At 74.5% G+C, this 25,480-nt stretch carries 26 protein-coding genes; 5 read left to right on the top strand and 21 right to left on the bottom strand.

Features of this window, described 5'->3' with window-relative positions; all coding sequences use genetic code 11:
• The 12 genes from ACI784_RS05580 to era all read right to left on the bottom strand — a co-directional run bounded on the left by ACI784_RS05580 (position 1) and on the right by era (position 12,819).
• The gene (locus ACI784_RS05580; RefSeq protein WP_457012755.1) at positions 1–582 is read right to left on the bottom strand and encodes a hypothetical protein; all 582 of its coding nucleotides are present in this window, start codon (positions 580–582) and stop codon (positions 1–3) included.
• Complete coding sequence (gene dnaG, locus ACI784_RS05585; RefSeq protein WP_456922577.1) at positions 579–2,465, bottom strand: DNA primase; 1,887 nt, start codon at positions 2,463–2,465, stop codon at positions 579–581. Before dnaG ends, ACI784_RS05580 begins: the two co-directional genes overlap by 4 nt.
• Entirely contained in the window at positions 2,465–2,977 is a 513-nt protein-coding gene (locus ACI784_RS05590; protein ID WP_457012756.1) for a hypothetical protein, read from the bottom strand. The genes dnaG and ACI784_RS05590 overlap by 1 nt, the downstream gene beginning before the upstream one ends.
• A gap of 9 nt (positions 2,978–2,986) precedes the next feature.
• Positions 2,987–3,616 carry a YdcF family protein gene (locus ACI784_RS05595; RefSeq protein ID WP_456922579.1) on the bottom strand — a complete coding sequence of 210 codons (630 nt, stop codon included), beginning with the start codon at positions 3,614–3,616 and terminating at the stop codon, positions 2,987–2,989.
• A gap of 69 nt (positions 3,617–3,685) precedes the next feature.
• Positions 3,686–6,394, bottom strand: coding sequence for a pyruvate, phosphate dikinase (gene ppdK, locus ACI784_RS05600; RefSeq protein WP_457012757.1), 2,709 nt, complete (start codon positions 6,392–6,394; stop codon positions 3,686–3,688).
• A 147-nt stretch (positions 6,395–6,541) separates the two neighbouring features.
• A complete protein-coding gene (locus ACI784_RS05605) occupies positions 6,542–6,994 on the bottom strand; it encodes a hypothetical protein (protein ID WP_457012758.1) in 453 nt (150 codons plus the stop codon).
• Positions 6,995–7,154: 160 nt separating this feature from the next.
• Complete coding sequence (gene dusB, locus ACI784_RS05610; protein WP_457012759.1) at positions 7,155–8,312, bottom strand: tRNA dihydrouridine synthase DusB; 1,158 nt, start codon at positions 8,310–8,312, stop codon at positions 7,155–7,157.
• A 139-nt stretch (positions 8,313–8,451) separates the two neighbouring features.
• On the bottom strand, positions 8,452–9,855 hold the full coding sequence (locus tag ACI784_RS05615) for a glycine--tRNA ligase (RefSeq protein ID WP_457012760.1): 1,404 nt from the start codon (positions 9,853–9,855) through the stop codon (positions 8,452–8,454).
• 144 nt (positions 9,856–9,999) lie between these two features.
• Positions 10,000–10,296: an antibiotic biosynthesis monooxygenase family protein gene (locus tag ACI784_RS05620; protein ID WP_457012761.1), complete on the bottom strand. Its 297-nt coding sequence runs from the start codon at positions 10,294–10,296 to the stop codon at positions 10,000–10,002.
• Positions 10,297–10,361: 65 nt separating this feature from the next.
• Positions 10,362–11,114, bottom strand: coding sequence for an isoprenyl transferase (locus tag ACI784_RS05625; protein ID WP_457012762.1), 753 nt, complete (start codon positions 11,112–11,114; stop codon positions 10,362–10,364).
• A gap of 1 nt (position 11,115) precedes the next feature.
• A complete protein-coding gene (recO, locus tag ACI784_RS05630) occupies positions 11,116–11,901 on the bottom strand; it encodes a DNA repair protein RecO (RefSeq protein WP_456922586.1) in 786 nt (261 codons plus the stop codon).
• Positions 11,902–11,904: 3 nt separating this feature from the next.
• Positions 11,905–12,819, bottom strand: a complete 915-nt coding sequence (gene era, locus ACI784_RS05635) for a GTPase Era (protein WP_457012763.1) — start codon at positions 12,817–12,819, stop codon at positions 11,905–11,907.
• A gap of 83 nt (positions 12,820–12,902) precedes the next feature.
• Between era and ACI784_RS05640 the strand changes: the two genes are divergently transcribed.
• Entirely contained in the window at positions 12,903–13,493 is a 591-nt protein-coding gene (locus ACI784_RS05640) for a hypothetical protein (protein ID WP_456922588.1), read from the top strand.
• A gap of 107 nt (positions 13,494–13,600) precedes the next feature.
• Here the strand turns inward: ACI784_RS05640 and ACI784_RS05645 are convergent, their stop codons facing one another.
• The 6 genes from ACI784_RS05645 to ACI784_RS05670 form a co-directional block, all read right to left on the bottom strand.
• On the bottom strand, positions 13,601–13,933 hold the full coding sequence (locus tag ACI784_RS05645; protein WP_457012764.1) for a cytidine deaminase: 333 nt from the start codon (positions 13,931–13,933) through the stop codon (positions 13,601–13,603).
• Positions 13,934–13,939: 6 nt separating this feature from the next.
• Positions 13,940–15,280, bottom strand: a complete 1,341-nt coding sequence (locus tag ACI784_RS05650) for a hemolysin family protein (protein WP_456922590.1) — start codon at positions 15,278–15,280, stop codon at positions 13,940–13,942.
• Complete coding sequence (gene ybeY, locus ACI784_RS05655; RefSeq protein WP_457012765.1) at positions 15,277–15,780, bottom strand: rRNA maturation RNase YbeY; 504 nt, start codon at positions 15,778–15,780, stop codon at positions 15,277–15,279. Before ybeY ends, ACI784_RS05650 begins: the two co-directional genes overlap by 4 nt.
• A gap of 5 nt (positions 15,781–15,785) precedes the next feature.
• Entirely contained in the window at positions 15,786–16,940 is a 1,155-nt protein-coding gene (locus ACI784_RS05660; protein ID WP_456922592.1) for a PhoH family protein, read from the bottom strand.
• 91 nt (positions 16,941–17,031) lie between these two features.
• A complete protein-coding gene (locus ACI784_RS05665; RefSeq protein ID WP_457012766.1) occupies positions 17,032–17,844 on the bottom strand; it encodes an enoyl-CoA hydratase/isomerase family protein in 813 nt (270 codons plus the stop codon).
• Between the two features lie 65 nt (positions 17,845–17,909).
• A complete protein-coding gene (locus ACI784_RS05670) occupies positions 17,910–18,266 on the bottom strand; it encodes an HIT domain-containing protein (RefSeq protein ID WP_456922594.1) in 357 nt (118 codons plus the stop codon).
• Between the two features lie 110 nt (positions 18,267–18,376).
• On the opposite strand from ACI784_RS05670, the gene ACI784_RS05675 reads away from it, so the two are divergent.
• Genes ACI784_RS05675 through ACI784_RS05685 form a run of 3 tightly spaced genes read left to right on the top strand, consistent with a single transcriptional unit; the run spans position 18,377 to position 21,689 of the window.
• Positions 18,377–19,345 carry a putative selenate ABC transporter substrate-binding protein gene (locus tag ACI784_RS05675; protein WP_457012767.1) on the top strand — a complete coding sequence of 323 codons (969 nt, stop codon included), beginning with the start codon at positions 18,377–18,379 and terminating at the stop codon, positions 19,343–19,345.
• Positions 19,346–19,374: 29 nt separating this feature from the next.
• Positions 19,375–20,079 (top strand): phosphonate ABC transporter ATP-binding protein, encoded by a 705-nt coding sequence (locus ACI784_RS05680; protein WP_457012768.1) that lies wholly within the window; start codon positions 19,375–19,377, stop codon positions 20,077–20,079.
• Complete coding sequence (locus ACI784_RS05685) at positions 20,076–21,689, top strand: PhnE/PtxC family ABC transporter permease (RefSeq protein WP_457012769.1); 1,614 nt, start codon at positions 20,076–20,078, stop codon at positions 21,687–21,689. The genes ACI784_RS05680 and ACI784_RS05685 overlap by 4 nt, the downstream gene beginning before the upstream one ends.
• Before the next feature lie 101 nt (positions 21,690–21,790).
• Here ACI784_RS05685 and ACI784_RS05690 read toward each other — a convergent pair whose 3' ends face one another.
• From ACI784_RS05690 to hrcA, 3 genes are all read right to left on the bottom strand, one after another.
• Complete coding sequence (locus tag ACI784_RS05690; RefSeq protein WP_457012770.1) at positions 21,791–22,555, bottom strand: 16S rRNA (uracil(1498)-N(3))-methyltransferase; 765 nt, start codon at positions 22,553–22,555, stop codon at positions 21,791–21,793.
• Positions 22,556–22,628: 73 nt separating this feature from the next.
• Positions 22,629–23,762, bottom strand: coding sequence for a molecular chaperone DnaJ (gene dnaJ, locus ACI784_RS05695; RefSeq protein WP_456922599.1), 1,134 nt, complete (start codon positions 23,760–23,762; stop codon positions 22,629–22,631).
• Positions 23,763–23,777: 15 nt separating this feature from the next.
• On the bottom strand, positions 23,778–24,800 hold the full coding sequence (gene hrcA, locus ACI784_RS05700) for a heat-inducible transcriptional repressor HrcA (RefSeq protein WP_457012771.1): 1,023 nt from the start codon (positions 24,798–24,800) through the stop codon (positions 23,778–23,780).
• A 264-nt stretch (positions 24,801–25,064) separates the two neighbouring features.
• On the opposite strand from hrcA, the gene ACI784_RS05705 reads away from it, so the two are divergent.
• Complete coding sequence (locus ACI784_RS05705) at positions 25,065–25,436, top strand: type II toxin-antitoxin system VapB family antitoxin (protein ID WP_457012838.1); 372 nt, start codon at positions 25,065–25,067, stop codon at positions 25,434–25,436.
• Positions 25,437–25,480 lie beyond the last annotated feature (44 nt).

The following is a 25,480-nucleotide window of genomic DNA, read 5'->3' on the forward strand; positions in this document are numbered from 1 at the left end:
TCATCCCACCTGGTCGGCGGCCACGGCCTCGGCGAGCTTCTGGCGGGCGGCCTCCCGCGCGACCGGGTCGCTGCGGTCGGCGTCGTCGTCGAAGACGACCGTCCACTCCCGGGCGGCCTGACCGGGCACCCGTCGCGCGACCAGCACGACCTCCCCGCGGCCGGGCAGCGGCGCCCGCCGGCTGGCGACCACCGTCTGGTCCACCCGCCGGCGGACGACGGCCGGCAGGTCCCCCGCGTCGCGCAGCGCGTGCCGCTCCACCGGCAGCCGCGCCTGCACCCCGGGCTCCACCTCGGTCAGTGCGGTGACCTCGAACCGGCCGCCGCCGTCACCGGTCGCCGTCCACCGGGCCGACGCCACCTCGTGCCACGGCAGGACGCCGACGCGGCCGGCCTCGGGCAGGGGCAGGTCGGCCGGAACCCGGCGCAGCCCGCGGGACGTCGCGACCAGCCAGCCCTCGTCGCGCACGAGCGCACCCCACGCGAGCACCCGCTCGTCGGGATCGGTCGAGGCGAGCACCACCGCGCGGACCGGCTCCGGCGGCCGGGTGAACCGCCGCCGAACCCTGTCGAGCACACTCACTGGGCCAGCCCGCCCATCGCCCGCTGCCGCAGCGAGATCGCCTGCTGCTCGAGCGCCATCAGCTGGCTGAACGCCTTCATGTACTCGTCGGCGGCCTCGACCGGGTTCATCCGCTGCAGCCGGCCCTTGAGCGCGGCGACCTGCCGCACCGTGTGCATCTCCTCCAGCCGGGCCAGCACCGCGCTCACGTACGCGGCGTCCGCCTCGTGCGCGGAGCGCAGTGGCTCGACGGCCAGCGCGGTGAGCTGCGCCCGGGCGCTCTCGCTCGTGCAGTGCGCGGCGACCTCGTCCAGCCAGGCCGGGCCGGTGACGCGGGTGGCCGCCGCTCCCCCGGTGCCGGCGACCGCCGCGGCCACCGCGGCGTAGTCGGGGTCGGTGTAGGCCTCGACGGGGATCGCGTCGAACATCGGACCGGCGAGCTCGGGCACCTGCAGCGCCGTCTTCACCGCCTCCCGCTCCACCGCGACGGCGATGTCGTCCGGCGACCGCTTCGGCGTCCGGGGACCCCGCGGACGCTGCGGTGCCGCCCCCTCCCCCGTCAGCCGGCGCACCCGCTCCAGCACCTCGGCCTCGTCGGTGTTGCCGATCATCCCGGCCAGCTGGCGGGCGTAGGCCGGCCGCAGCGCGTGGTCCTTGATCTGCGCGACCAGCGGGACGGTCTTCTCCAGCGCCGCGACCCGGCCCTCGACCGTGTCCAGGTCGTAGCCGGCCAGCGTCGTCTTCAGCACGAAGGCGATCAGCGGCGTCCGCCGGGCCACCAGGTCGCGGACGGCGGTGTCCCCGTGCGCCTGGCGCAGCTCGCAGGGGTCCCGGCCGTCGGGCTCGACGGCGACGAAGGTCTGGCCGACGAAACGCTGGTCCTCGGCGAAGGTCTTCATCGCCGCGTTCTGCCCGGCCGCGTCGCCGTCGAAGGTGTAGATGACCTCACCGCGGAACTCGTCCTGGTCCATCAGCAACCGGCGCAGCACGCTGATGTGCTCGGGCCCGAACGCGGTGCCGCAGGAGGCGACGGCGGTGGTGACGCCGGCGAGGTGGCAGGCCATCACGTCGGTGTAGCCCTCGACCACCACGGCCTGGTGCCGGCGGGCGATGTCGCGCTTGGCCCGGTCGACGCCGTAGAGGACGGTGCTCTTCTTGTAGAGCGGGGTCTCCGGGGTGTTGAGGTACTTGGGGCCCTGGTCGTCGTCCATCAGCTTGCGGGCGCCGAAGCCGATGACGTCGCCGGTGATGTCGCGGATCGGCCAGACCAGCCGGCGGTGGAACCGGTCGATGAGCGTGCCGCGGGAGGACTCCTTGGCCAGCCCCGCGGTGACCAGCTCCTGCTGGGTGAAGCCCTTGCCGCGCAGGTGGCGGGTGAGGGTGTCCCAGCCGCCGGGGGCGTAGCCGCAGCCGAAGTCCAGCGCCACCTGCCGGTCGAAGCCGCGGTCGGCGAGGAACTGCCGGGCCGGCGCCGCCTCCGGCGAGCCCAGCTGCTCGGCGTAGAAGGCCGCCGCCGCGGTGTTGGCCGCGACCAGCCGGGCCCGCTGCCCGGCCTGCTCCCGGGAGGGCGCCCCGGTGGGCCGGCCGCCGTCGTCCTCGTAGTGCAGCTCGACGTTGGCCCGCCCGGCCAGCAGCTCGACCGCCTCGGTGAAGGAGAGGTGGTCGACCTCCTGCACGAAGCGGATGACGTCGCCGCCCACGCCGCAACCGAAACAGTGGTAGAGCCCGCGACTGGGCGTGACGTGGAAGGACGGCGACTTCTCGTCGTGGAACGGGCACAGGCCCTTGAGCGAGCCACCCCCGGCGCGCTTGAGCTGCAGGTGCTCACCGACGATGTCGTCGATCTTGCTGCGCTCGCGGACCAGCGCGATGTCCGCGGCCCGGATGCGTCCCCGCCCGGCCATCAGCTGCCTCCCGCGGCCACGGCACCACCGGCGATCGCCGCGGTGGCGGCGGCCTGGTCCCGGCGGGCCATCACCAGCGCCAGCCACAGCAGGAAGACCTGGTGGTCCAGCGGCAGCGACTCCTCGGCGGTCAGCGTCGGTCGCGGTGACCAGCCGCCCGTCGTCCCGGTCTCGGCGACCTCCCGCCCGGCGGAGAGGTAGCGGTACCCGCCCTTCCAGCGGGACACCACCTCGGCCACGAGCGGCGTGCCCTCCAGGTCGGCCGCCCAGGTGCCCTTCCAGAACGACGTCTGCCGCGCCCGCAGGCGGGTGGCGTCCTCCGGATCGACCGCCCAGCGGCCGGTGAGCTCCCTCGTGCGCTTCGCGAGCACCCACTCGCGATCCCCGACGACGGCCGTGGCCGCCTCCTTCCAGTTCGAGGCCCGCAGCGTCGCGACGACGACGCCGTCGCGCAGCACGGGCAGCACGCCCTTCGCGACGCCGGCCGAGCCGGCCTTCCCGAGTTCCAGCACGGGTGCTCCTCAGCCGATCCCGGGCGCGCCGGCGACGCTCTCGCCGGTCGCGCGGTAGAGCAGGTAGGCCGCCGTCTCGCGCAGGATGTAGCGGAACTGCGTGGTGCGCGTCTGCACCGCCGGGCCCTGCCGGGTCGGCGAGCTGTCGGCGGTGATGCCGGCGTCCTCGGCCATCCGCTCCGCCCGCATCGCGTGCCACGGGTCGGTCACCAGCACCGCGGAGCTCCAGCCGCGCTCGTCGAACGCCGCACCGACCGCGCGCATGCTCTCCAGCGTGTCCACGCCCTCCTCTACCGGGAGCAGCGCGTCCGCCGGGACGCCGGCGTCGGTCAGGTAGTCCGCACCCGCCTCCGCCTCGGTGAACTGGTCTCCGGCGGCCTTGCCGCCGACGGTCACGATCACCGGGGCGACGCCGGCCTCGTACAGCCGCAGCGCGTGCTCCAGCCGAGCCTCGAAGATCGACGACGGGACGCCGTTGTACTGCGCCGACCCGAGCACCACGATCGCGTCCGACGCCGGGCGGGCGTCCTGCCGCGCCGTCCACCAGATCGCGGTCGCGGTCGAGACGACGAGCAGGAAGAACGCCAGGACGGCGGCACCGACCGCCCGGCCCACCAGGCTCCCCGCACGCACCGCCACGAGTCATGGGTACCACGCGCTGCTGTCGCTCCGGCGGCGCCCGCGACGGTGCGTCCCGCCACCCCGCTCTCAGGAGCCGGCGCGCTCGGCTCCCAGCGCGGCGCGACCGGCCTCCAGCCGGGCGACCGGAACGCGGAACGGCGAGCAGGAGACGTAGTCCAGCCCGACCTGGTGGAAGAAGTGCACCGAGTCGGGGTCGCCGCCGTGCTCCCCGCAGACGCCGAGCTTGAGGTCCGGCCGGGCCCGGCGCCCGCCCTCGACGCCGACCTCCACGAGCCGGCCGACCCCGGGCCGGTCCAGCGACTCGAACGGCGAGACGCCGAAGATCCCCTTGTCCAGGTAGGCGTGGAAGAACGCCGCCTCGACGTCGTCCCGGGAGAAGCCCCACGTCATCTGGGTGAGGTCGTTGGTGCCGAAGGAGAAGAACTCCGCGGCCTGCGCGATCTCGTCGGCGGTCAGCGCGGCGCGCGGCACCTCGATCATCGTGCCGATGAGGACGTCGAGCTCCAGGCCGCACTCCTCGAACACCGCGGCCAGCACCTGCTCGGACTCCTCACGGATCGCCTCGAGCTCCTGCACCGCCCCGACCAGCGGGATCATGATCTCCGGCCGCGGGTCGCCGCCGGCCGCCCGGCGCTCGCAGGCCGCCTCGGCGATCGCCCGCACCTGCATGGCGAACAGGCCGGGGACGACCAGCCCCAGCCGGACGCCGCGCAGCCCGAGCATCGGGTTCTGCTCGTGCAGCCGGCGGACGGCGGTCAGCAGCCGCAGGTTGGCCTCGTCGGGGTGCCCCTCGGCCTCGGCGACGGCCACCCGCACCGACAGGTCGGTGAGGTCGGGCAGGAACTCGTGCAGCGGCGGGTCCAGCAGCCGGACGGTCACCGGCAGCCCGTCCATCGCCTCGAAGATCTCCAGGAAGTCCTGCTTCTGCAGCGGTGCGAGGGCGTCGAGCGCCTCCTGCTTGCCCTCGTCGTCCTCGGCGAGGATCAGCTTCTCGACCAGCTGCCGGCGGTCGCCGAGGAACATGTGCTCGGTGCGGCACAGGCCGGTGCCGTGCGCCCCGAAGCGCCGCGCCCGGGCGGAGTCCTCCGGGGTGTCGGCGTTGGTCCGGACGTCCATCCGCCGCCGCGCGTCGGCGTGGGTCAGGATCCGGTGCACGCTGCGCACGAGGTCGTCGGCGTCGGCGGACTCCGGGTCGATCTCGCCCTCGAAGTAGCGGACCACCGACGACGGCTCGACCGGCACCTCGCCGAGCCACACCCGGCCGGTCGAGCCGTCGATGGAGAGGACGTCGCCCTCGCCGACCTCGACGCCGCCGGGCGCGGTGAACCGCCGCGCCTTGGTGTCCACCTGCAGCTCCTCGGCGCCGCAGACGCACGTCTTGCCCATGCCGCGGGCGACGACGGCGGCATGCGACGTCTTCCCGCCGCGGCTGGTCAGCACGCCCTCGGCGGCGATCATCCCGGCGAGGTCGTCAGGGTTGGTCTCCCGCCGGACCAGCACCACCTTCTCGCCGCGCCCCGCCCACTCGACCGCGGCCTCCGACGAGAAGACCGCCTTGCCGACGGCGGCGCCCGGGGAGGCGTTCATGCCCTGGGTGAGCTGCTGGGCATCCCCGCCGGAGACGAACCGCGGGAACATCAGCTGGGCCAGCTGGTCGCCGGTCACCCGCCGGACGGCCTCGTCCATGTCGATGAGGCCCTCGTCGACCAGCTGGGTGGCGATGACGAACGCCGCGGCCGCCGTCCGCTTGCCCACGCGGGTCTGCAGCATCCAGAGCTTGCTGCGCTCGACGGTGAACTCGATGTCGCACAGGTCGCGGTAGTGCGATTCGAGCCGGCTCATGATCGACATGAGCTCCCGGTACGCGCCCTCGTCGATCCGCTCGAGCTCGGGCAGCGGCACGGTGTTGCGGATGCCGGCGACGACGTCCTCCCCCTGCGCGTTCTGCAGGTAGTCGCCGTACACGCCCTGGGCGCCGCTGGACGGGTCGCGGGTGAACGCCACCCCGGTACCGGAGTCCGGGCCGAGGTTGCCGAACACCATCGAGCAGACGTTGACGGCGGTGCCGGCGTCGCTCGGGATGCGCTCGCGGCGGCGGTAGAGGATCGCCCGCTCGGAGTTCCACGAGTCGAAGACGGCGGTGATGGCGAGGTCCATCTGCTCGCGCGGGTCCATCGGGAAGTCGCGGCCGCACTGCTCGGCGACGATCGCCTTGAACCGGCCGACGACGTCCTCCAGGTGCGCGGCGTCCAGGTCGAGGTCGGAGTCGGTGCCCTGCTCGCGCTTGGCCTCGTCGAGGGCGTGCTCGAACAACTCGCCGTCGATGCCGAGCACGGTCTTGCCGAACATCTGGATCAGCCGCCGGTAGGAGTCCCAGGCGAAGCGCTCGCTGCCGGACTGGGCGGCCAGCCCGCGGACCGAGTCGTCGTTGAGGCCGACGTTGAGGACGGTCTCCATCATCCCGGGCATGGACGCCGCGGCCCCGGACCGCACGGACACCAGCAGCGGGTCCGACGGGTCGCCGAGGGTCTTGCCCATCGCCTTCTCCAGGGCCGTCAGGTGCTCGGTCACCTGGTCGGCCAGCTCCGGCGGGGTGCTGCCGTGCTCGAGGTAGTGGCGGCAGGCGTCGGTGGTGATGGTGAACCCCGGCGGCACCGGCAGCCCCAGGTTGGTCATCTCGGCGAGGTTGGCGCCCTTGCCGCCCAAGAGGTCCTTCTGGTCCTTGTTGCCCTCGCTGAAGTCGTAGACCCAGGTCGTCTGCCCCGATCCGCCCACCGTGCACCTCCGCGCTGGCTGCGAGCACGGCCCCGAGACCTAGACGTCTCATACGTCCTATCGGGACCTAGGAGGGCGATCCTGGCCCACCCGGGAGGCGGGCACCAGCCTCCCGTGCCGCCGGCACCCGACCGGAGGACCCCGGCGTCAGCCGGCGGCGACCCCGCACACGCGCGGGCCGTCCTGGCTGACGACGGTGAACGTCGAGGTGCTGCCGTCGGCCCAGCCGATCTCCACCCGCTGCACCGGCACGCCGTCGACGTCCGCCGCGGAGGTGCCGGTGATCTCGCCGTCGCCGGCCGCGGCGTACTCGGCCGCCATCTCGGCGGCGGGCACGCGGGCCCGCTCCTCCTCGCACAGCAGCTGGTGGGCGGTCTCGGTGTCGCCGTCGGCCAGCGCGTCGAGGAAGACGCCGGTGACCTCGCGCGCCTGCTCGTCCGGGGTGCCCTTCACCAGCGGCAGGCCGACCGCCATGGCGACGGCGACCAGCACCGTCCCGCCGAGGACGGCCAGGATCAGCCCCCGCGCGCCGCGGGGGGTGCCGGTGTGCAGCGCCTCGGGGCCGTCGTCGTACAGGTAGGGACCCTGGACTCCGCTCATTGCTCGACTCCGGTCTCGATCCGCTCCTCGCGCGACACCGCGGGTCGCCTCCGCGCTCGCTCCGCTCCTCGCTCGCCGGCGCTCGCTGCGATGCCCACTCGCTGTCGGCTCCGGGCGGCATCTCGCTGCGATGCTGCCCCGACCGTCGTTCTCGCGGCACTCATCCGCCACTCACCATCAGCTCGGCCCCGGCCGGCGGCCGGGGGTCGTCACGGTCGGCCAGCCAGCCCTCGGGCAGCGCCACCGGACGCGGCGGGCTGGTCCGCCCGCGCGGCCCGCCGAGGACGGCGGTCGGGTACGGCTGCTCGGGGATGCCGGCGAGCAGCTCGGCGAGCTCGTCCAGGGAGCTGACCATCGCCAGCGAGCGCCGGACGTCCGACCCGACGGAGAAACCCTTGAGGTACCAGGCGACGTGCTTGCGGAAGTCGGTGCAGCCGTGCAGCTCGCCCTGCTCCTCCGACAGCAGGGTGGCGTGCCGGTGCATCACGGCGGCGACCTCGCGCAGGGTCGGCAGCGCCCGCTGCGCCCGCCCGGCGAAGGCCGCTGCGAGGTCGCCGAACAGCCACGGGCGACCCAGGCAGCCCCGCCCGATGACGACGCCCGCGCAGCCGGTCTCGGCCACCATGCGCAGGGCGTCGTCGGCCTCCCAGATGTCGCCGTTGCCCAGCACCGGGATGTCGACGGTCTCCACCAGCCGGGCGATGGGCGCCCAGTCGGCGGTGCCGCTGTAGAGCTGGTCGGCGGTGCGCCCGTGCAGGGTGATCGCCGCGGCGCCCTCGTCCTGCGCGATGCGGCCGGCGTCGAGGTAGGTGACGTGGTCGGCGTCGATGCCGATGCGGGTCTTGACGGTGACCGGCACGTCGCGGGCGGCGGCGACCGCGGCCCGGACGATGTCGCGGAAGAGCACCCGCCGCCACGGCAGCGCCGACCCGCCGCCCTTGCGGGTCACCTTGGGCACGGGGCAGCCGAAGTTCAGGTCGACGTGCGCCGGGCGGGTGCCGGCCACGCCCTCGTCGACGAGCATCTCGACGGCGCGGCCCACGGTCGCGGGGTCGACGCCGTAGAGCTGGACGGAGAACGCGTCCTTCTCGTCGGGGGTGGCGCGCACCATCTGCAGCGTCTTCTCGTTGCGCTCCACCAGCGCCCGCGTGGTGATCATCTCGCAGACGTAGAGGCCGGCGCCGAACTCGCGGCACAGCGTGCGGAACGCCGGGTTGGTGATGCCGGCCATCGGCGCGAGCACCACCGCGGGGTCGACGGTGAGCGCGCCCAGGCGCAGCGGCGCGGTGGCCGTCGCTGGCTCAAGCGTGCTGGTCACGTCTCCCAGGGTAGGCGGCGGGCCGGGGTGTCCCACGCCACCGGTCGCGGCGCGGCACCGGCACGAGCGGGTGCGCTGCCGCCCGGTTCCGAGGGCGGGAACCGGGCGGCAGCGCACCCACTCAGGGCGGTCGGACCGCTCAGCAGACCGGCAGCTTGGCCTTGAGGTAGCTCTCCACCTGGCCGAGGGCGATCCGCTCCTGGCTCATCGAGTCCCGCTCGCGCACGGTCACCGCGTCGTCCTCGAGGGTGTCGAAGTCGACGGTGAGGCAGAACGGCGTCCCGATCTCGTCCTGGCGGCGGTAGCGGCGGCCGATCGCGCCGGCGTCGTCGAAGTCGACGTTCCAGCTCGCCCGCAGCGTCGCGGCGAGGTCGCGGGCCTTGGGCGAGAGGTCGGCGTTGCGCGACAGCGGCAGGACGGCGGCCTTCACCGGCGCCAGCCGCGGGTCCAGCCGCAGGACGGTGCGGGTGTCGACGCCGCCCTTGGCGTTGGGCGCCTCGTCCTCGGTGTAGGCCTCGATGAGGAAGGCCATGAGCGAGCGGGTGAGACCGGCCGCGGGCTCGATGACGTACGGCGTCCAGCGGGTGTTGGTGCCCTGGTCGAAGTAGGTGAGGTCGGCGCCGGAGTGCTCCGAGTGCGTCTTCAGGTCGAAGTCGGTGCGGTTGGCGATGCCCTCCAGCTCACCCCACTCCGAGCCCTGGAAACCGAAGCGGTACTCGATGTCGACGGTGCGCGTCGAGTAGTGGGAGAGCTTCTCCTTGGGGTGCTCGTAGTGCCGCAGGTTCTCCGGGGCGATGCCCAGGTCGGTGTACCAGCGGGTGCGCTCGTCGATCCAGTACTGGTGCCACTTCTCGTCGGTGCCGGGCTCGACGAAGAACTCCATCTCCATCTGCTCGAACTCGCGGGTGCGGAAGATGAAGTTGCCCGGGGTGATCTCGTTGCGGAAGGACTTGCCGATCTGCCCGATGCCGAACGGCGGCTTCTTGCGCGCGGCGCCCATGACGTTGGCGAAGTTCACGAAGATGCCCTGGGCGGTCTCCGGGCGCAGGTAGTGCAGGCCGGACTCGTCCTCCACCGGGCCGAGGTAGGTCTTGAGCATCATGTTGAAGTCGCGCGGCTCGGTCCACGCGCCCTTCGTGCCGCAGTTCGGGCAGGAGATGTCGGCCAGGCCGTTCTCCGGCAGCCGCCCCTTGCGCGCCTCGAACTCCTCCTCGAGGTGGTCGGCGCGGAACCGCTTGTGGCAGCTCTGGCACTCGGTCAGCGGGTCGGTGAAGACGCCGACGTGACCGGAGGCCACCCACGTCTGGCGGGGCAGGATCACCGAGGAGTCCAGGCCGACGATGTCGTCCCGGCTCTGGACGACGGTGCGCCACCACTGCTTCTTGATGTTCTCCTTGAGCTCGACGCCCAGGGGCCCGTAGTCCCAGGCGGAGCGGGTGCCGCCGTAGATCTCGCCCGACGGGAACACGAAGCCCCGTCGCTTGCAGAGGTTGACCACCTTGTCGAGGCGGGCGGGGTCGTGCTTGGCGGTGCTGTCGCTCACGGCGAGAGGCTCCATCCGGCTGGCGGTCGGCGGGTTGACCCGTCCACGGTAGTTGCCGCCCTGCACCGCCCCGCGCGGCAGTGCTGCAGGGATGGTCGCGCTCTGCCCATCAGGGTGGGCAGAGCGCGAGCATCCGCGGAGCCCTCAGGCCTCGCGGCCGGCGTCCTCGCCCGGCAGGTAGACCCCGGGCTCGTCGATCGCGTGCACCCACACCGGCGCGCCGGCGATCTTCACCTCGGCGGCGGAGAGCGCGCGGCGGTAGGCACCGACGCCGTCCCAGCGGGTGACCAGGGCCCACAGCGCCGGGTCGTCGGCGCAGCGGCCGAGCTCCCCGTCGCGGAAGCCGGGCCGCGCCGCGAAGGCGGCCAGCAGGGCACCGACGTCGGCGGTCAGGGCGGCGCCGTCCCCCTCCGACACCCGCAGCCGGGTCACCGCGAACACCAGGACTCCCCTCGTCCGGACCGGAGCGCCGATGGTCGCAGACGGCGACCGGACCGCGGCCTGCCTCAGGCGCTGCCGAAGCGGCGCTGCCGCGACGCGTACTCCTCGCAGGCCGCCCACAGGTGCCGCCGGTCGAAGTCCGGCCACAGGGTGTCGAGGAAGACGAACTCCGCGTAGGCCGACTGCCACAGCAGGAAGTTGCTGGTGCGGTTCTCCCCCGAGCTGCGGACGAACAGGTCGACGTCGGTCATGTCCGGCTCGTCGAGGAACCGGGCGACGGTCTTCTCGTCGACCTTGTCCGGGTCCAGCCGGCCGGCGGCGGCCTCCCGGGCGATCGCCGCGGCGGCGTCGGCGATCTCCGCGCGTCCACCGTAGTTGACGCACATGGTCAGCGTCAGGACGTCGTTGTCCTGGGTGAGCTCCTCGGCGATCTCGAGCTCCTTGATGACGCTGCGCCACAGCCGGGGACGACGCCCGGCCCAGCGCACCCGCACGCCGAGCTCGTGCATCTCGTCGCGGCGGCGGCGGATCACGTCGCGGTTGAAGCCCATGAGGAAGCGGACCTCCTCCGGGCTGCGCCGCCAGTTCTCGGTGGAGAAGGCGTAGGCGCTGATCGCGGTGATGCCGAGCTCGATCGCGCCCTCGACGCAGTCGAACAGCGAGGACTCCCCCGCCTCGTGCCCGGCGGTGCGGGGCAGGCCCCGCTGTTTGGCCCACCGGCCGTTGCCGTCCATGACGATCGCGACGTGGCCGGGCACCTTGTCGGCCGGGATCTGCGGCGGCCGGGCCCCGGAGGGGTGCGGGTTCGGGGCCTTCACCTCACGCCTCACGCAGCAGACCCACTTCCCGGGGCGTCGACTCGGACCGGTCCACCAGCGGCAGGGAGCGCAGGCCCCGCTCCAGGTGCCACTGCAGCAGCGCGGCGACCAGGCCGCTGCCCTCCCGCCGGGTGGGGCCCTGGCTGGCCTCGGCGGCGTCCCAGTCGCCGGTCAGCAGCGCCTCGAGCAGCTCGATGGTGACCGGATTGGGCATCGCCGAGCCGGCCGGGCGACAGGGCGGGCAGACCGTGCCGCCGGCCGGCACCGAGAAGTGCCGGTGCGGCCCCTCCTCGCCGCAGCGGGCGCAGCCGGTCAGCGCCGGCTCCCACCCGGCCACCGACATGGCCCGCAGCAGGAAGGCGTCGAGCACCAGCCCGGCGGGGTGGGTGTGCTCGGCAAGCGACCGGAGCGCGCCGATGACGAGGAGGAACAGCCGCAGCGACGGCTCCTTCTCCTCCGCGGTCAGCCGGTCGGCGGTCTCCAGCACGGCGGTGCCGGCGGTGTAGGCGGAGTAGTTCCGGGCGATCGGCTGACCGTAGGACCGGATCGTCTCGGCCTGGCTGACGATGTCGAGGTTCCGGCCGGTGTAGAGCTGCAGGTCCACGTGGGTGAACGGCTCCAGCCGGGCACCGAACTTGCTCTTGGTGCGGCGCACGCCCTTGGCCACCGCGCGCACCTTGCCGTGCCGGCGGGTGAGCACCGTGACGATGCGGTCGGCCTCACCCAGCTTCTGGGTGCGCAGGACGACGCCCTCGTCGCGGTAGAGCGCCTTCGGCGTGGTGGACATCGGTCAGTACCCGAGCCGGTTGAGCTTCTTGGGGTCGTCCTGCCACTCGCCCAGCACCGTGACGTGCAGGTCCAGGTGCACCCGCGCGCCGAGCAGCGTCTCCATGCCCTGGCGGGCCTCGGTGCCGATCGCCTTGATGATCTCCCCGCCGCGGCCGAGCAGCATCGGCTTCTGGCTCGGGCGCTCGCAGTGCAGCAGCGCGTGCACCTCGACCAGCTCGCCGCCGGGCCGCCGGGGGTCCGGACGGCGGGTCATCTCCTCCACGGTGACGGCGAGGGAGTGCGGCACCTCCTGGCGCACCTTCTCCAGCGCGGCCTCGCGCACCAGCTCGGCGACCTGCCGCTCGACGTCCTCGTCGGTGGTCTGCTCCTCCGGGTACAGCGGCGGCCCCTCGGGCAGCAGCCCGACCAGGAGGTCCTCCAGCAGCTCGACCTGGTCGCCGGCCACCGCGCTCACCGGCACGACCTCGGCGGCCTCGACCAGCGCGCTGGCGGCCACGAGCTGCTCGGCGATCTGCTTCTTGCTCGCCGCGTCGGTCTTGGTGACCACCACGACGAACGGCGCCTTCACCTCGCGCAGCTGGCGGGCGATGAACCGGTCGCCGGTGCCGACGGGCTGGTCGGCCGGCACGCAGAACACGACGACGTCGACCTCGGACAGGGTGTCGCGGACGACGTCGTTGAGCCGGCGGCCGAGCAGGCTCTTGGGCTTGTGCAGGCCGGGGGTGTCGACCAGCACCAGCTGCCCACCCGGGCGGTGGACGACGCCGCGGATCGCGTGCCGGGTGGTCTGGGGGCGGTTGCTGACGATGCCGACCTTCTCGCCGACCAGCGCGTTGGTGAGCGTGGTCTTGCCGGCGTTGGGGCGGCCCACCAGACAGGCGAAGCCGCTGCGGTACGGCTGGTCCGGTGCGCTCACGCCGTCCAGTCTCCCACCGGGGCCCGACACCCCCGCACACCTCCGCCGGACACCCGCCGGGACCGGCCAGGGAGGATCGGGGCATGGCTGGTCGGAGGCGGCGGGAGCAGGACGAGACCCTGGCGGTGCGGGCGCTGCGGGAGCAGGAGCGGCACGCGGTCCAGGTCGCGGCGTACGGCTTCTTCCCCGCCCGCGGTCCCCGGCGGTCGGCCACGGTCACCCCGGCGCCGCTGCACTACTGGCAGTACGACCCGCCCCGGCCCTGGCTGCTGGTCACCGCGGCGCTGTTCGTCGCCGCCTGGCTGGCCCTGTTCGCCTGGACCGGCGGGACGTCGGCGGTGCTCGGCGAGCTGCCGCTGGCGCTGCTGCTGGGCCTCGCGGTGGTCGTGCTGTCCACGGCCCGGCTGACGGTCTCGGACTCCGGGCTCTCCTTCGACATCGCCGGGCTGCGGCGGACGTCGTCCCTGCACGTGGTGCCCCGCAGCCTGGTGCGGGAGGTCCGCCGCGGCGCCCCGCCCGCGGGCTGGCCCAAGGCGCGCTCGCGGGGCGGCTGGTGGCCCGGGCGGACGCGGGTCGCCGTCCGGCACCTGGCGACCGACGGCGAGAAGGCGTTCACCGTGTGGGTCCGCGACCCCGCGGCGTTCGCCGACGCCCTCGGGGTGCCGCTGCGGTGACCGGGGCGGGTGTGTCCGTGCGGACGGACCCGCTCGTCCGGCGACCCCCGGCCCCGTCCGGGGTCCCGCCCTGAGCCTGCGAAGGGTGGGGAGGACGGGGTCCTTTCTCAGGCGGTGGCGCGGACGGCGCCGTCGGGGCCGGCCAGGAACACCGGCGCGGACGGCGTGAGGTCGCGCACCGCGGCCAGCCCCGCCTCCTCGACCGCGTCGGCGCGGGACACGATCGCGGCGGCCTCGAGCCCCTCGACCCCGCTGGACACCGCGGCGGCGACGGCGGCCTGCAGCGCCGACAGCGCCAGCGACGGCAGCGCGACCGAGGCGGCCACGTAGGTGCGGCCGTCGGTGTCACGCACGGCCGCTCCCTCGGGCGCGCCGGTGCGGCCGCGGGCCGAGCGGGCGAGGGTGACGAGCTTGGCGTCCTCGGGCTGCAGGTCGGTCACGACGGGTCAGCTTTCCACGGCCGCCGGCACGTCCGCCCGGGTGGCCCCCGCCTCCGGGGTGTCCCCGGTGTCGGGCTCGGTCGCGCGGCAGACCAGCAGGGTGTCGATCCGGTTCCGGCGGCCCCCGGTGCTCTCGGCGACCAGCCGCAGCCCGGCGACCTCCGCGGCCGACCCCTCGATCGGCACCAGGCCCAGCTCCCGGGCGAGCAGCCCGCCGACGGTCTCGACGTCGTCGTCCTCGGGCAGCTCGACGTCGAACAGCTCGGCGAGGTCGCCGACCGGCAGCCGGGCGGTGATCCGGACCGAGCCGTCGTCCAGGTGCTCGACCGGCGGCCGCTGCACGGCGTCGTGCTCGTCGGCGATCTCGCCGACGATCTCCTCGAGGATGTCCTCGATGGTGACCAGCCCGGCGAAGCCGCCGTACTCGTCGACCACGATCGCGATGTGGATGCGCTGGGCCTGCATGTCCCGGAGCAGCTCGTCGACCGGCTTGGACTCCGGCACGAACGTCGGCGGGCGCATGAGCTCCTCGACGCGCGGGCCGTTCTTCGGGTCGTGCACGCCCTGGGCCCGGCGGACGAGGTCCTTGAGGTAGACCACGCCGACCACGTCGTCGACGTTCTCGCCGATGACCGGCAGCCGGCTGAACCCGCTGCGCAGGGCCAGCGCGAGGGCCTGGCGGACGGTCTTGCTGCGCTCGATCCAGACGACGTCGGTGCGCGGCACCATGACCTCGCGGGCGATCGTGTCGCCCAGTTCGAAGACCGAGTGGATCATGTTCCGCTCGCCGGACTCGACGACGCCCCGTTCCTCGGCCATGTCGACCAGCTCGCGCAGCTCGACCTCGGAGGAGAACGGCCCGTCGCGGTAGCCGCGGCCGGGCGTGATCATGTTGCCGACGAGGATCAGCAGCGTCGCGACCGGTCCCAGCAGCCGCCCGAGCAGCCGGACGACGCCGGCGGTGCGCAGCGCGAAGCCGTACGCGTGCTGGCGTCCCAGCGTGCGCGGGCCGACACCGACCAGCACGTAGCTGACGACGGTCATGACGCCGGCCGCGGTGAGCACCGTCTGCCAGCCGCCGCCCCACATCCGGTACAGCACGACGGTGCCCACGACGGCGGCGACCATCTCGCAGGCGATCCGCAGCAGCAGGAGCAGGGAGACGTGCCGCGCCCGCTCGGTGACGACGTCCTCGAGGACCGCCGCCCGCTTGACCCCGTCGCGCCGCATCTCCTCGACGCGGGCGCGGGACACGCGCTGGAGGGCGGCGTCCATCGCGCCGAAGACGCCGGCGAGCGGGATGAGGCAGACGGCGATCACCAGGAGGGTGATCTCGCCGGAGCTCATCGGGGGCCCGGCCCCCCGTCGACGGCCTCACCGGTCATCGGCGCCCGCGGGGCCGAACGCCAGCCCTCGAGCAGGGAGGACTGCAGGCCGAACATCTCCTTCTCCTCCTCGGGCTCCATGTGGTCGTAGCCGAGCAGGTGCAGCACGCCGTGCGTGGCGAGCAGGAGGAGCTCGTCGTCCATCGTGTGCCCGGCCGCGCGGGCCTGGCGGATGGCGACCGACGGGCACAGCACCACGTCGCCGAGCAGCGCCGGGCCCGGTTCGGGCTCGTCGGGACGGCCGGTGTCCAGCTCGTCCATGGGGAAGGCGAGGACGTCGGTCGGGCCCTTCTCCCCCATCCAGCGCTCGTGCAGCGTGCTCATGTAGTCCGGGTCGACGCACAGCACCGACAGCTCGGCCATGGGGTTGACCCCCATCTCGGCGAGCACGTAGGTGCAGACCGCGGCGAGCGAGGACTCGTCGACGGCGATCTCGGACTCGTTGGCGACCTCGACGGGCACGGCGATCAGCTCCCCTGGCGGCGCGGCCGCGTGGGGCGCACCGGCGCCTGGCCGGTGGCCGGGCGGCTCTGCTGGTGGGCGGCGTCCCAGCGCTCGTAGGCGTCGACGATGTCGCCGACCAGGCGGTGGCGGACGACGTCGGAGCTGGTGAGGTTGGCGAAGTGGACGTCCTCGATGCCGTCGAGGATCTCGCGGACGATCTTCAGTCCGCTCTGCGCGCCGCCGGGCAGGTCCACCTGGGTGACGTCGCCGGTGACGACGATCTTGGAACCGAAGCCGAGCCGGGTGAGGAACATCTTCATCTGCTCGGCGGTGGTGTTCTGCGCCTCGTCGAGGATGACGAACGCGTCGTTGAGCGTGCGCCCGCGCATGTAGGCCAGCGGGGCGACCTCGATCGTGCCCGACTGCATCAGCCGCGGGATCGACTCCGGGTCGACCATGTCGTGCAGCGCGTCGTAGAGCGGCCGCAGGTAGGGGTCGATCTTCTCCGACAGGGTGCCGGGCAGGTAGCCCAGCCGCTCCCCGGCCTCGACCGCGGGTCGGGTGAGGATGATCCGGTTGACCTGTTTGGTCTGCAGCGCCTGCACGGCCTTGGCCATGGCCAGGTAGGTCTTGCCGGTGCCGGCCGGGCCGATGCCGAAGACGACGGTGTGCGCGTCGATCGCGTCCACGTAGCGCTTCTGGTTCAGCGTCTTGGGCCGGATCGTGCGCCCGCGGCGGCTGATGATGTCCAGGCTGAGCACGTCGGCCGGGCGCTCGGCGCCACCGGCGCGCAGCATGCCGATGACCCGGCGCACCGAGTCCGGCCGCAGCGTCTGACCGGTGCCGAGCAGCGCGATCAGCTCGTCGAAGACGGCTACGGCGAAGGCGTTGTCGGCCGGCTGGCCGGTCACGGCGATCTCGTTGCCGCGCACGTGGACGTCGGTGTCGACCTCGTCCTCGACCAGCCGGAGCAGCTCGTCGGCGGACCCCAGCAGGGCGACCATGGGAACGGAGTCGGGGACGGTGATCGTCGTCCGCACCGCCGCGGGGACGCCCGCGAGGCCGGTGGCGGACTGGGCGGGCGTACCGAGATGGCCGTCCGCCGCTGCGGCCTGTGCCGAGGCCTCACGGGACGTGAGGGCGCCGGGCACGGGGACGTTCGGGGAGGAGTCGGGCAAGAACCCTCGACCCTGCCTTCCTGCGGGAGGGGGTGCGGACGCGTCGAGTCTACCCGCGCGGCACCCCCCGAACCGCCGTCCGAGGCGCAGGTCACCGGCCCGAGTAGGTGGCCTTCCCCGGTCCGTCGGCGAGGAAGGAGCGCACCGCACCGCGCAGGTCCTCGGTGCCGAACAGCGGCCCGGAGACCTCGGGGACCAGGTCGTCGGCGGCGCGCGCGCCCTGCCGGACGGCGGTGGCCACCAGCGTCTTGGTGGCCGCGTGCGCGACCGTCGGGCCCGAGGCGACCAGCCGGGCGTACGCGCGGGCGGCCTCGGCGAACCCGTCGTCGGGGAGCACGCGGTTGACCACGCCCCACCGTTCGAGCACCGCGGCCGGGTGGCGCTCGCCGGTGAAGACCAGCTCCTTGGCGCGGGCCGGCCCGGCGCGCTCGGCCAGCCGCTGCGGCCCGCCCATCGACGGGGTCAGCCCGACGACGATCTCGACCAGCCCGAACGACGCGCGCTCCGCGGCGAGGAGCACGTCGCAGGCCAGCGCCAGCTCGAAGGCGGCGGTGAGGGTGAGCCCGTGCGCGGCGAACACCGTCGGCACCGGGAGGTCCTCGAACGCCTGGGCCACCCGCAGGAGGCGGCGCCAGAGCTCGGCGCCCCGCTCGGTGGGCTCCGGCCCCTCGGCGATGTCGCGGAAGAAGGTCACGTCGACGCCGCCGGAGACGACCTTGCCGCGGGCCTCGACGAGCACCGCGCGGGCCCGGCCGGGGTCGCCCGGGTCGGTGAGGGTGGCCAGCTCGCCGGCGACCCGCTCGACCGCGTCGAAGACCGGGGCGTCGAAGAGGTTCAGCGGCGGGTTGTCCAGGACGACGACCGCGACGTCGCCGTCCCGCTCGATGCGCACGGGCTCGGTCATGGCGCCACCCTGTCGCCGCCGGACCGGCGCGGCCACTCAGGGGGACGGCGCGGCCCGGCGGCTCGTCAGCCGGGCGGCCAGTTCATGTGCCGGCCGCCCAGCACGTGCAGGTGCACGTGGTGCACCGTCTGCCCGGCCGCCGGGCCGGTGTTGGTGACCACCCGGTAGCCGGGCTCGACGTCGTACTCGGTGGCCAGCCCCTCCTGCACCGCCACCGCGTGCGCGGCCCCGACGACCGCGGCCAGCAGGCCGGGATCGGCCGCGGCCAGCGCCGCCGCGGTCGGGTGGTGGTCCTTGGGGATCACGAGCACGTGCGTCGGCGCCTGCGGGTTGATGTCACGGAAGGCGAGCGTCCGGTCGGTCTCGTGCACGACCGTGGCCGGGACCTCGCCGGTGACCATGCGGCAGAAGAGGCATTCCACCTCCCGGACCTTAGGCGGCGGGGCACCGGCCGGGTGGGTGAGGATGACCGCGTCCCCGTCCCCACCTGGAGGTGTCCCGTGCCCGTCCCCCACCCCTGCTCGAGGACGTAGTGGGCGCCCGTCGCGTCGCCCGGTCGGGTGTCCTCGAGTCCCAGTCCCTCCTCCCCCCGCTCTCCCGCCGCTCCCTGCTGGCCGGCGCCGGCGTCGCCCTCGCCGCCGCGATCCCCGGCTGCGGCCGCTCCTCGCCGGTCGCGGCGTCCACCACGGACCCGGCTGGCCCCCTGCGCATCGGCGCCATCCCCGACCAGGACCCCGAGGTCCTCCAGCGCCTGTACGCCACCGTCGCCGACTCCGTGTCGGCCGCGCTGGACCTCGACGTGGAGTACCGCCCGGTCACCGACTACGGCGCGGCGGTCTCCCTCTTCCGCACCGGCGACCTCGACCTGGTCTGGTTCGGCGGGCTCACCGGCGTCCAGGCCCGGCTGCAGACCCCCGGCGCCGAGCCGGTCGCCCAGCGCGACATCGACGAGCGCTTCACCTCGGTGTTCGTCGTCAACGCCGGCACCGGGCTGGTCCCGTCGGACGACCTCCCCGCCCTGGCGCCGCTGCGGTTCACCTACGGCAGCGAGACCTCGACCTCCGGGCGGCTCATGCCGGCGTACTTCCTCCGCGAGGCCGGCGTCGACCCGCAGGGCTTCCCGGGCGGGCCCGGCTTCTCCGGCTCGCACGACGCCACCCTCGAGCTGGTCGCCTCGGGCAGCTACCAGGCCGGCGTGCTCAACGAGCAGGTCTGGGCGTCGCGGTCGCAGGAGGGCGCCGTCGACCCGGCCGTCGTCCTGTACACCGAGACGGCGCCGTACCACGACTACCACTGGCTGCTCGGCCCGCGGGTCGCCGAGCGGCTCGGCGCCGACGACCTCCGCGACCGGCTGACCGGTTACTTCACCGGCCTGTCGGCCGCCGACCCGGCCGACGCCGAGGTGCTGGAGCTGTTCGGCGCGGGATCCTTCCTCCCGACCGAGGCCGCGAACTACGACCAGATCGAGGAGATCGGCCGCGACCTGGGGCTGGTCAGCTGACCGCCGTCCTGCGGCTCTCCGGCGTCGAGGTGCGGTACGGCGGGACGACGGCGCTGGCCGGGGTCGACCTCACGGTCGGCCCCGGCGAGCGGGTCGCCCTCGTCGGCGCCTCCGGCGCGGGGAAGTCGACGCTGCTGGGGCTGGCCAACGGGTCGGTGACGCCGACGGCCGGCGAGGTCCGCGTGCTGGACGCCGACCCCGCCGCGCCCTCCGGCCGGCGGCTGCGTGCCCGGATCGGCACCGTGCACCAGCACCTGGAGCTGGTCGGGTCGCTGCGGGTGGTGCACAACGTCAACGCCGGGCGGCTGGGCCACTGGTCGGCGGCCCGGGCGGCGTGGTCGCTGCTGCGGCCGCAGGGCGTCGCCGACGTCGTGGCCGCGCTGGAGCGGGTGGGCCTGGCCGACCGCCTCTTCGAGCGCACCGACCGGCTCTCCGGCGGGCAGCGGCAGCGGGTGGCGATCGCCCGGCTGCTCGTGCAGCAGCCCGACATCGTCCTCGCCGACGAGCCGGCGTCCGCCCTCGACCCGGTGCTGGCCGACCAGGCACTGGCGCTCCTCGGCGAGCTGGCCCGGGCCCGCGGCGGCGCGCTGGTCGCCTCCCTGCACGACCCGGGGCTGGTGCTGCGGCACTGCGACCGGGTGGTGGGCCTGGCCGGCGGGCGGGTGGTCCTCGACCGGCCCACGGCGGCGCTTGCCCCCGCCGACCTCGCCGGCCTGTACGGCGCGCCGGCATGACGACCCTGCTCGACCGTCCGGTGCGGCCCGCCGTCCCCCGGTTGCGGCGGGACCGCCGGCGCTGGGCCTGGGCGCTCGGCTCGGCCGCGGTGCTGCTGTGGTCGCTGGCCGGCGCGGGGCTGTTCACCGGGGAGGTGGTCAACCCCGGCGGCGTGGCGCAGTTCGGCCGGTTCGCCGCGGCCGCCCTCTCCCCAGCCCTGGACGCGGAGTTCCTCGCCGTCCTGGCCACGTCGGCGCTGATCACCGTCGCCTACGCCGCGCTGGGCACCGCGCTCGCGCTGGTCCTCGGCGCGGCCGGTGCGGTGCTCGTCTCCCGCACCACCTGGGGACGGCGCCGGCTGGGCTGGGCGCTGTCCCGCGGCGTCCTCGCCGTGCCCCGCGGCCTGCACGAGGCGGTGTGGGGCCTGCTCCTGGTCAACGTGCTGGGCCTGGACCCGTGGGTCGGCATCCTCGCGATCGGCATCCCCTACGGCGCGGTCACCGCCAAGGTCTTCGCCGACCTGGTCGACGAGGTGCCCCGCGGCGGCTGGTCCGCCCTCCTGGCCGCGGGCGCCGGGCGGGCGTCGGCCGCGCTGTACGGGCTGCTGCCGCCGGCCGCGGGCGGGCTGCTCTCGTACTCCTTCTACCGGCTGGAGTGCGGGGTCCGCTCCGCCGTCGTCCTCGGCATGGTGGGCGCGGGCGGGCTGGGCTACCAGCTGACACTGTCGTTCGCGTCCCTGCGGTGGGAGCAGGTGTGGTCCTGCGTCTACGCCCTGTCGCTGCTGTGCCTGGCCGCCGACGTCGCCGGGCGGGCGGTGCGGCGCCGGCTGGCCGCGCCGGCACCCGGCCCGCACCGGGACCCGCTGCTGACCGGCGCGGTCGCCGGCACGCTCCTGCTGGTCGCCTGGTCGTGGTGGTACCTGGCCGTGTCGCCGGCGACGCTGGTGTCCGCGCGCACCGGCGAGCAGCTGGCGTACGTCCTCGGCGCGGCCTGGCCGCCGGCAACCGACGGCGCGCTGCTGCAGACGGTCGCGGCGCTCGCCGTGGACACGGTGCAGATGTCGGTGATCGCCATCGCCGTCGCGACGCTCGGGGCGGTGCTGATGGCGGGGGTGGCGGCCCGCCCGCGCCGCCGGCCGTCCCCGGTGCGGTGGGCCGCCGGCGCCGCCGTCCGGATCGGGCTGCTGCTCCTGCGGGCCGTGCCACCGCCGGTCTGGGCACTGGTGCTGCTGTTCGTGCTGCTCCCCGGGGTGCTGCCGGGCGCGCTGGCGCTGGGCGTCCACACCCTCGGCGTCCTGGGCCGGCTCGCCGCGGAGGCCACCGAGGAGCTCGACCCGCGGCCGCGGGCGGCCCTGGGGGCGCTCGGTGCGCGGCCGGTCGGGGCGTGGCTGTACGGGGTGCTGCCCGGCGCGGCGGGCCCCGTGCTGGCCTACGCCCTGTACCGGTGGGAGGTCGTCATCCGCGACACCGTGCTGGTCGGCCTGCTGGGTGCCGGCGGGCTGGGTGCGCTGCTGGCCTCGGAGGTGGCCGCGTTCGACTGGGCCGCGGTCACCACCGTGCTGGCCGCGGTCGTCGTCCTGACCTTCCTGGTCGACCTGGTGAGCGACCGCGCCCGGCACGCGCTGCGCTGACCGCCGTCCCGTCGGCTGCCACGGGGACACCTCGTGGTCGCCTGCCCCGCGGTGTAGCGCGCGGTGGGCGACCACACGGTGCGGGGGGCGCCCCGCGGAGCTCAGGCCCAGCGGGTGCGGACCGACAGCGCCGCGAGCGTGGCCGCGCCCGCGGTGGAGGTGCGCAGCACCTCGGGGCCGAGCCGCACCGGCCGGGCGCCGGCGGCGCTGAGCGCGACGACCTCGCCGTCGGTGAGCCCGCCCTCCGGGCCGACGATGACCGCGATCGTGCCCTCGGCGGGCAGGTCCACCCGCGACAGCGGGTGCCGGGCCTGCTCGTGCAGCACCAGCGCGAGGTCGGCGTCGGCCAGGGCGCCGCACACCTGCCGGGTGGTCATGACGTCGGTGACCTCGGGCACCCGCGGCCGCCGGGACTGCTTGCTCGCCGCCCGCGCCGCAGCCCGCCACTTCGCCACGCCCTTGGCCGCACGGTCAGCCCGCCAGCGGGTCACGCAGCGGGCGGCCGCCCAGGGGACGATCCGGTCGACGCCGAGCTCGGTGGCCAGCTCCACGGCCAGCGTCCCGCGCTCGCCCTTGGGCAGGGCCTGCACGAGCACCAGCTGCAGCGCCGGCGGGGGCACCTCGTGCCGCGCCGACACCCGCACCCGCAGGCCCTCGGGCCCGGCGGCGGTGACCTCGCCGTCGACGACGGTGCCGCGGCCGTCCCCGACCCGCACCGACTCACCCGGCGTCAACCGCAGGACGTCGACGGCGTGCCGCCCCTCGGCGCCGTCGACCAGCACCTCCGCGGCGTCGGGCAGCTCGTCGAGCAGGAACAGCGGGCTGCCGTCGAGCTCGGGCACGCGGTCGTCGGTCGCGACCGTCACGAGACCTCCTCGCTGGCGCTCGTCGATCTCGTTCCGGGACGTGCTGTGCCCACTCGTGAGCTCGCGAGCTCGCTCACTTCAGCGCGTCCCGCAGTTTGGAGAACAGCCCGCCCTGCCCCTCGGACGACGACGCCGGCCGGTCCTCCCCGCGCAGCGCCGCCAGCTCACGCAGCAGCTTCTCCTGCTCGGCGTCCAGGCGGGTCGGCGTCTCGACCTCGACGTGCACCATGAGGTTGCCGCGCCCGGTGGCCCGCAGCCGCGGGGCACCCTTGGCGCGGAGGGTGAGCACGCTGCCGGACTGCGTGCCGGGCCGGATGTCGACCTCCTCCTCGCCGTCGAGGGTCTCCAGCGTGAGGGTGGTGCCCAGGGCCGCGGCGGTCATCGGCAGGGTGACCCGGCAGTGCAGGTCCTCCCCGTCGCGGGTGAACACCGCGTGCGGGCGCTCGACGATCTCCACGTACAGGTCGCCGGCCGGACCGCCGCCGGGGCCGACCTCGCCGTGGCCGGTGAGCCGGATCCGCATGCCGTCCTCGACGCCGGCCGGGACCTTCACCGGGATGGTGCGCCGGGCGCGGACCCGCCCGTCGCCGCCGCACTTGGGGCACGGCTCGGGGATGACCTGGCCGGTGCCGGCGCAGGTCGGGCAGGTGCGGGTGGAGACGACCTGGCCGAGGAAGGAGCGCTGCACGCTCTGCACCTCGCCGCGGCCCGAGCAGGTGGTGCAGGTGGTCGGGTGGGTGCCGGGCGCGGTGCCGGCCCCGGTGCAGGAGTCACAGAGGACGGCGGTGTCGACGGTGATGTCCCGGGTGGTGCCGAACACCGTCTCGTCGAGGTCCAGCTCGACCCGGATGAGGGCGTCGCCCCCGGCGCGCACCCGGCTGCGCGGGCCCCGCGACGACCCGCCGCCACCGAAGAAGGCGTCCATGATGTCGCCGAGACCACCGAAGCCCGCCCCGCCGAAGGGGTTGCCCGCACCGGCGCCCGCGCCGTTGTCGAAGGGGTCACCGCCGAGGTCGACGATCCGGCGCTTCTCCGGGTCGGTCAGCGCCTGGTAGGCGCGGCTGACCTCCTGGAAACGCTCCTTGGCCCCCGGGTCGGGGTTGACGTCGGGGTGGAGGTCACGGGCCAGCCGGCGGTAGGCCTTCTTGATCTCGTTGTCGGAGGCCCCGCGGGTCAGCCCCAGGACGCCGTAGTAGTCGGTTGCCATCGAGAAGTCTCAGCCTCAGCTCTCGGCCAGGATCTGGCCGACGTAGCGGGCCACGGCGCGAACCGCGGCCATGTTCGTTGGGTAGTCCATCCGGGTGGGGCCGACGATGCCCAGGCCGCCGAGCGCGCGGTCGGCCGAGCCGTAGCCCACGGAGACCACCGACGCCCCGGTGAGGGCCTCGTGCGCGTTCTCCTCGCCGATGCGCACGAGCACCGCGCCGCCGGTGTCCACCTCACTGATCAACCGCAGGACGACCACCTGTTCTTCCAGGGCCTCCAGCAGCGGGCGCAGGCTGCCCGGGAAGTCGACCGCGGCGCGTGCCAGGTTCGCCGTCCCGCCGATCACCAGGCGGTCCTCCCCCGGCTCGACCAGCGTCTCGACCAGGGCCGCGCTGACCGACGCGACCAGCGGGCGCAGGTGCGGCGGCGCGGTGTCGAGCAGGTCGGGCACCTTGCCGCCGGCGTCGGCCAGCTTCGCCCCGCTGAAGGCGGAGTTCAGCAGCGCCCGCAGCTCGGCGACGTCGTCGTGGGCTACGTCGACCGGGCACTCGATCAGCCGCTGCTCGACCCGGCCGGTGTCGGTGATCAGCACCAGCAGCAGCCGGGAGCCGGCCACCTGCACCACCTCCAGGTGCCGCACCGCGCTGCGCGCCAGCGTCGGGTACTGGACGACGGCGACCTGGTGGGTCAGCTGCGCGAGCAGCCGCACCGTCCGGCTGAGGACGTCGTGCAGGTCGAGGGCACCGTCGAGGAAGCGCTCGATCGCCCGGCGCTCGGCCATCGACAGCGGCTTGACCGCCGACAGCCGGTCGACGAACAGCCGGTAGCCCTTGTCGGTGGGCACCCGGCCGGCGCTGGTGTGCGGCTGGGTGATGTAGCCCTGCTCCTCGAGCACGGCCATGTCGTTGCGGATGGTGGCCGGCGAGACGCCCAGGTCGTGCCGCTCGGCGAGCGCCTTGCTGCCCACCGGGTCGTTGGTCGAGACGAAGTCCTGGACGATGGCCCGCAGCACCTGCAGGCGGCGTTCGTCGTGCGCCACGGTGACACCTCCCCGTACCGGTCGACGCGTCGTGCGACACCCTCGCGGAGGCACCTCGGGCGCTGCCGGCACCTGACCCTCGGACGGCTGGCACTCGCGCGGACAGAGTGCCAGACCAGCATACTTCAAGGACCCCGTCCTCCTCACCGCTCGCAAGCTCGCGGCGAGCCTCCGGACGGGGCCGCCGGGTCGCGACGCGGGGGTCGATAGGCTCGACGGGCCGGCGTCCGCGCCGGCACGCGCAGAGCGGAGGTCGGTGCCCTGATCTTCAAAGCGGTCCGGAACGGCCGGCCCTATCCCGACCACGGTCTGTCGACGCGGGACTGGGCGATGATCCCGCCGCGGCAGATCCGGCTCGACACCCTCGTGACCACCAAGAGCGAGCTGGCGCTGGACACGCTGCTGGCCGACGACTCCACGTTCTACGGCGACCTGTTCCCGCACGCCGTCCAGTGGCAGGGCGAGCTCTACCTCGAGGACGGCCTGCACCGGGCGCTGCGGGCGGCGCTGCAGCAGCGCAACGTCATCCACGTGCGCGTCCTCGACCTCGACGCGCTGATGCCGTCACAGGTCGCCGGCCCCACCACCGCCGCGATCCAGGTCCAGCCGCCGGTCCCAGATCGCCCCCGGGAGTAACACGGCCTCTCCTGCTCCCCTCGGGCCCCGTCCAGAGGCTCGCC

The sequence above is a fragment of the Geodermatophilus sp. SYSU D01186 genome, from assembly GCF_054050215.1.

What these genes read in the sequence shown, in the direction of transcription:
- dnaJ (WP_456922599.1), bottom strand. Translation starts at nt 23,762, where the DNA reads ATGGCAACCGACTACTACGGCGTCCTGGGGCTGACCCGCGGGGCCTCC.
- ACI784_RS05665 (WP_457012766.1), bottom strand. Translation starts at nt 17,844, where the DNA reads ATGACCGAGCCCGTGCGCATCGAGCGGGACGGCGACGTCGCGGTCGTC.
- recO (WP_456922586.1), bottom strand. Translation starts at nt 11,901, where the DNA reads ATGTCCACCACGCCGAAGGCGCTCTACCGCGACGAGGGCGTCGTCCTG.
- ACI784_RS05605 (WP_457012758.1), bottom strand. Translation starts at nt 6,994, where the DNA reads ATGAGCGGAGTCCAGGGTCCCTACCTGTACGACGACGGCCCCGAGGCG.
- dnaG (WP_456922577.1), bottom strand. Translation starts at nt 2,465, where the DNA reads ATGGCCGGGCGGGGACGCATCCGGGCCGCGGACATCGCGCTGGTCCGC.
- ACI784_RS05685 (WP_457012769.1), top strand. Translation starts at nt 20,076, where the DNA reads ATGACGACCCTGCTCGACCGTCCGGTGCGGCCCGCCGTCCCCCGGTTG.
- ACI784_RS05650 (WP_456922590.1), bottom strand. Translation starts at nt 15,280, where the DNA reads ATGAGCTCCGGCGAGATCACCCTCCTGGTGATCGCCGTCTGCCTCATC.
- ACI784_RS05640 (WP_456922588.1), top strand. Translation starts at nt 12,903, where the DNA reads ATGGCTGGTCGGAGGCGGCGGGAGCAGGACGAGACCCTGGCGGTGCGG.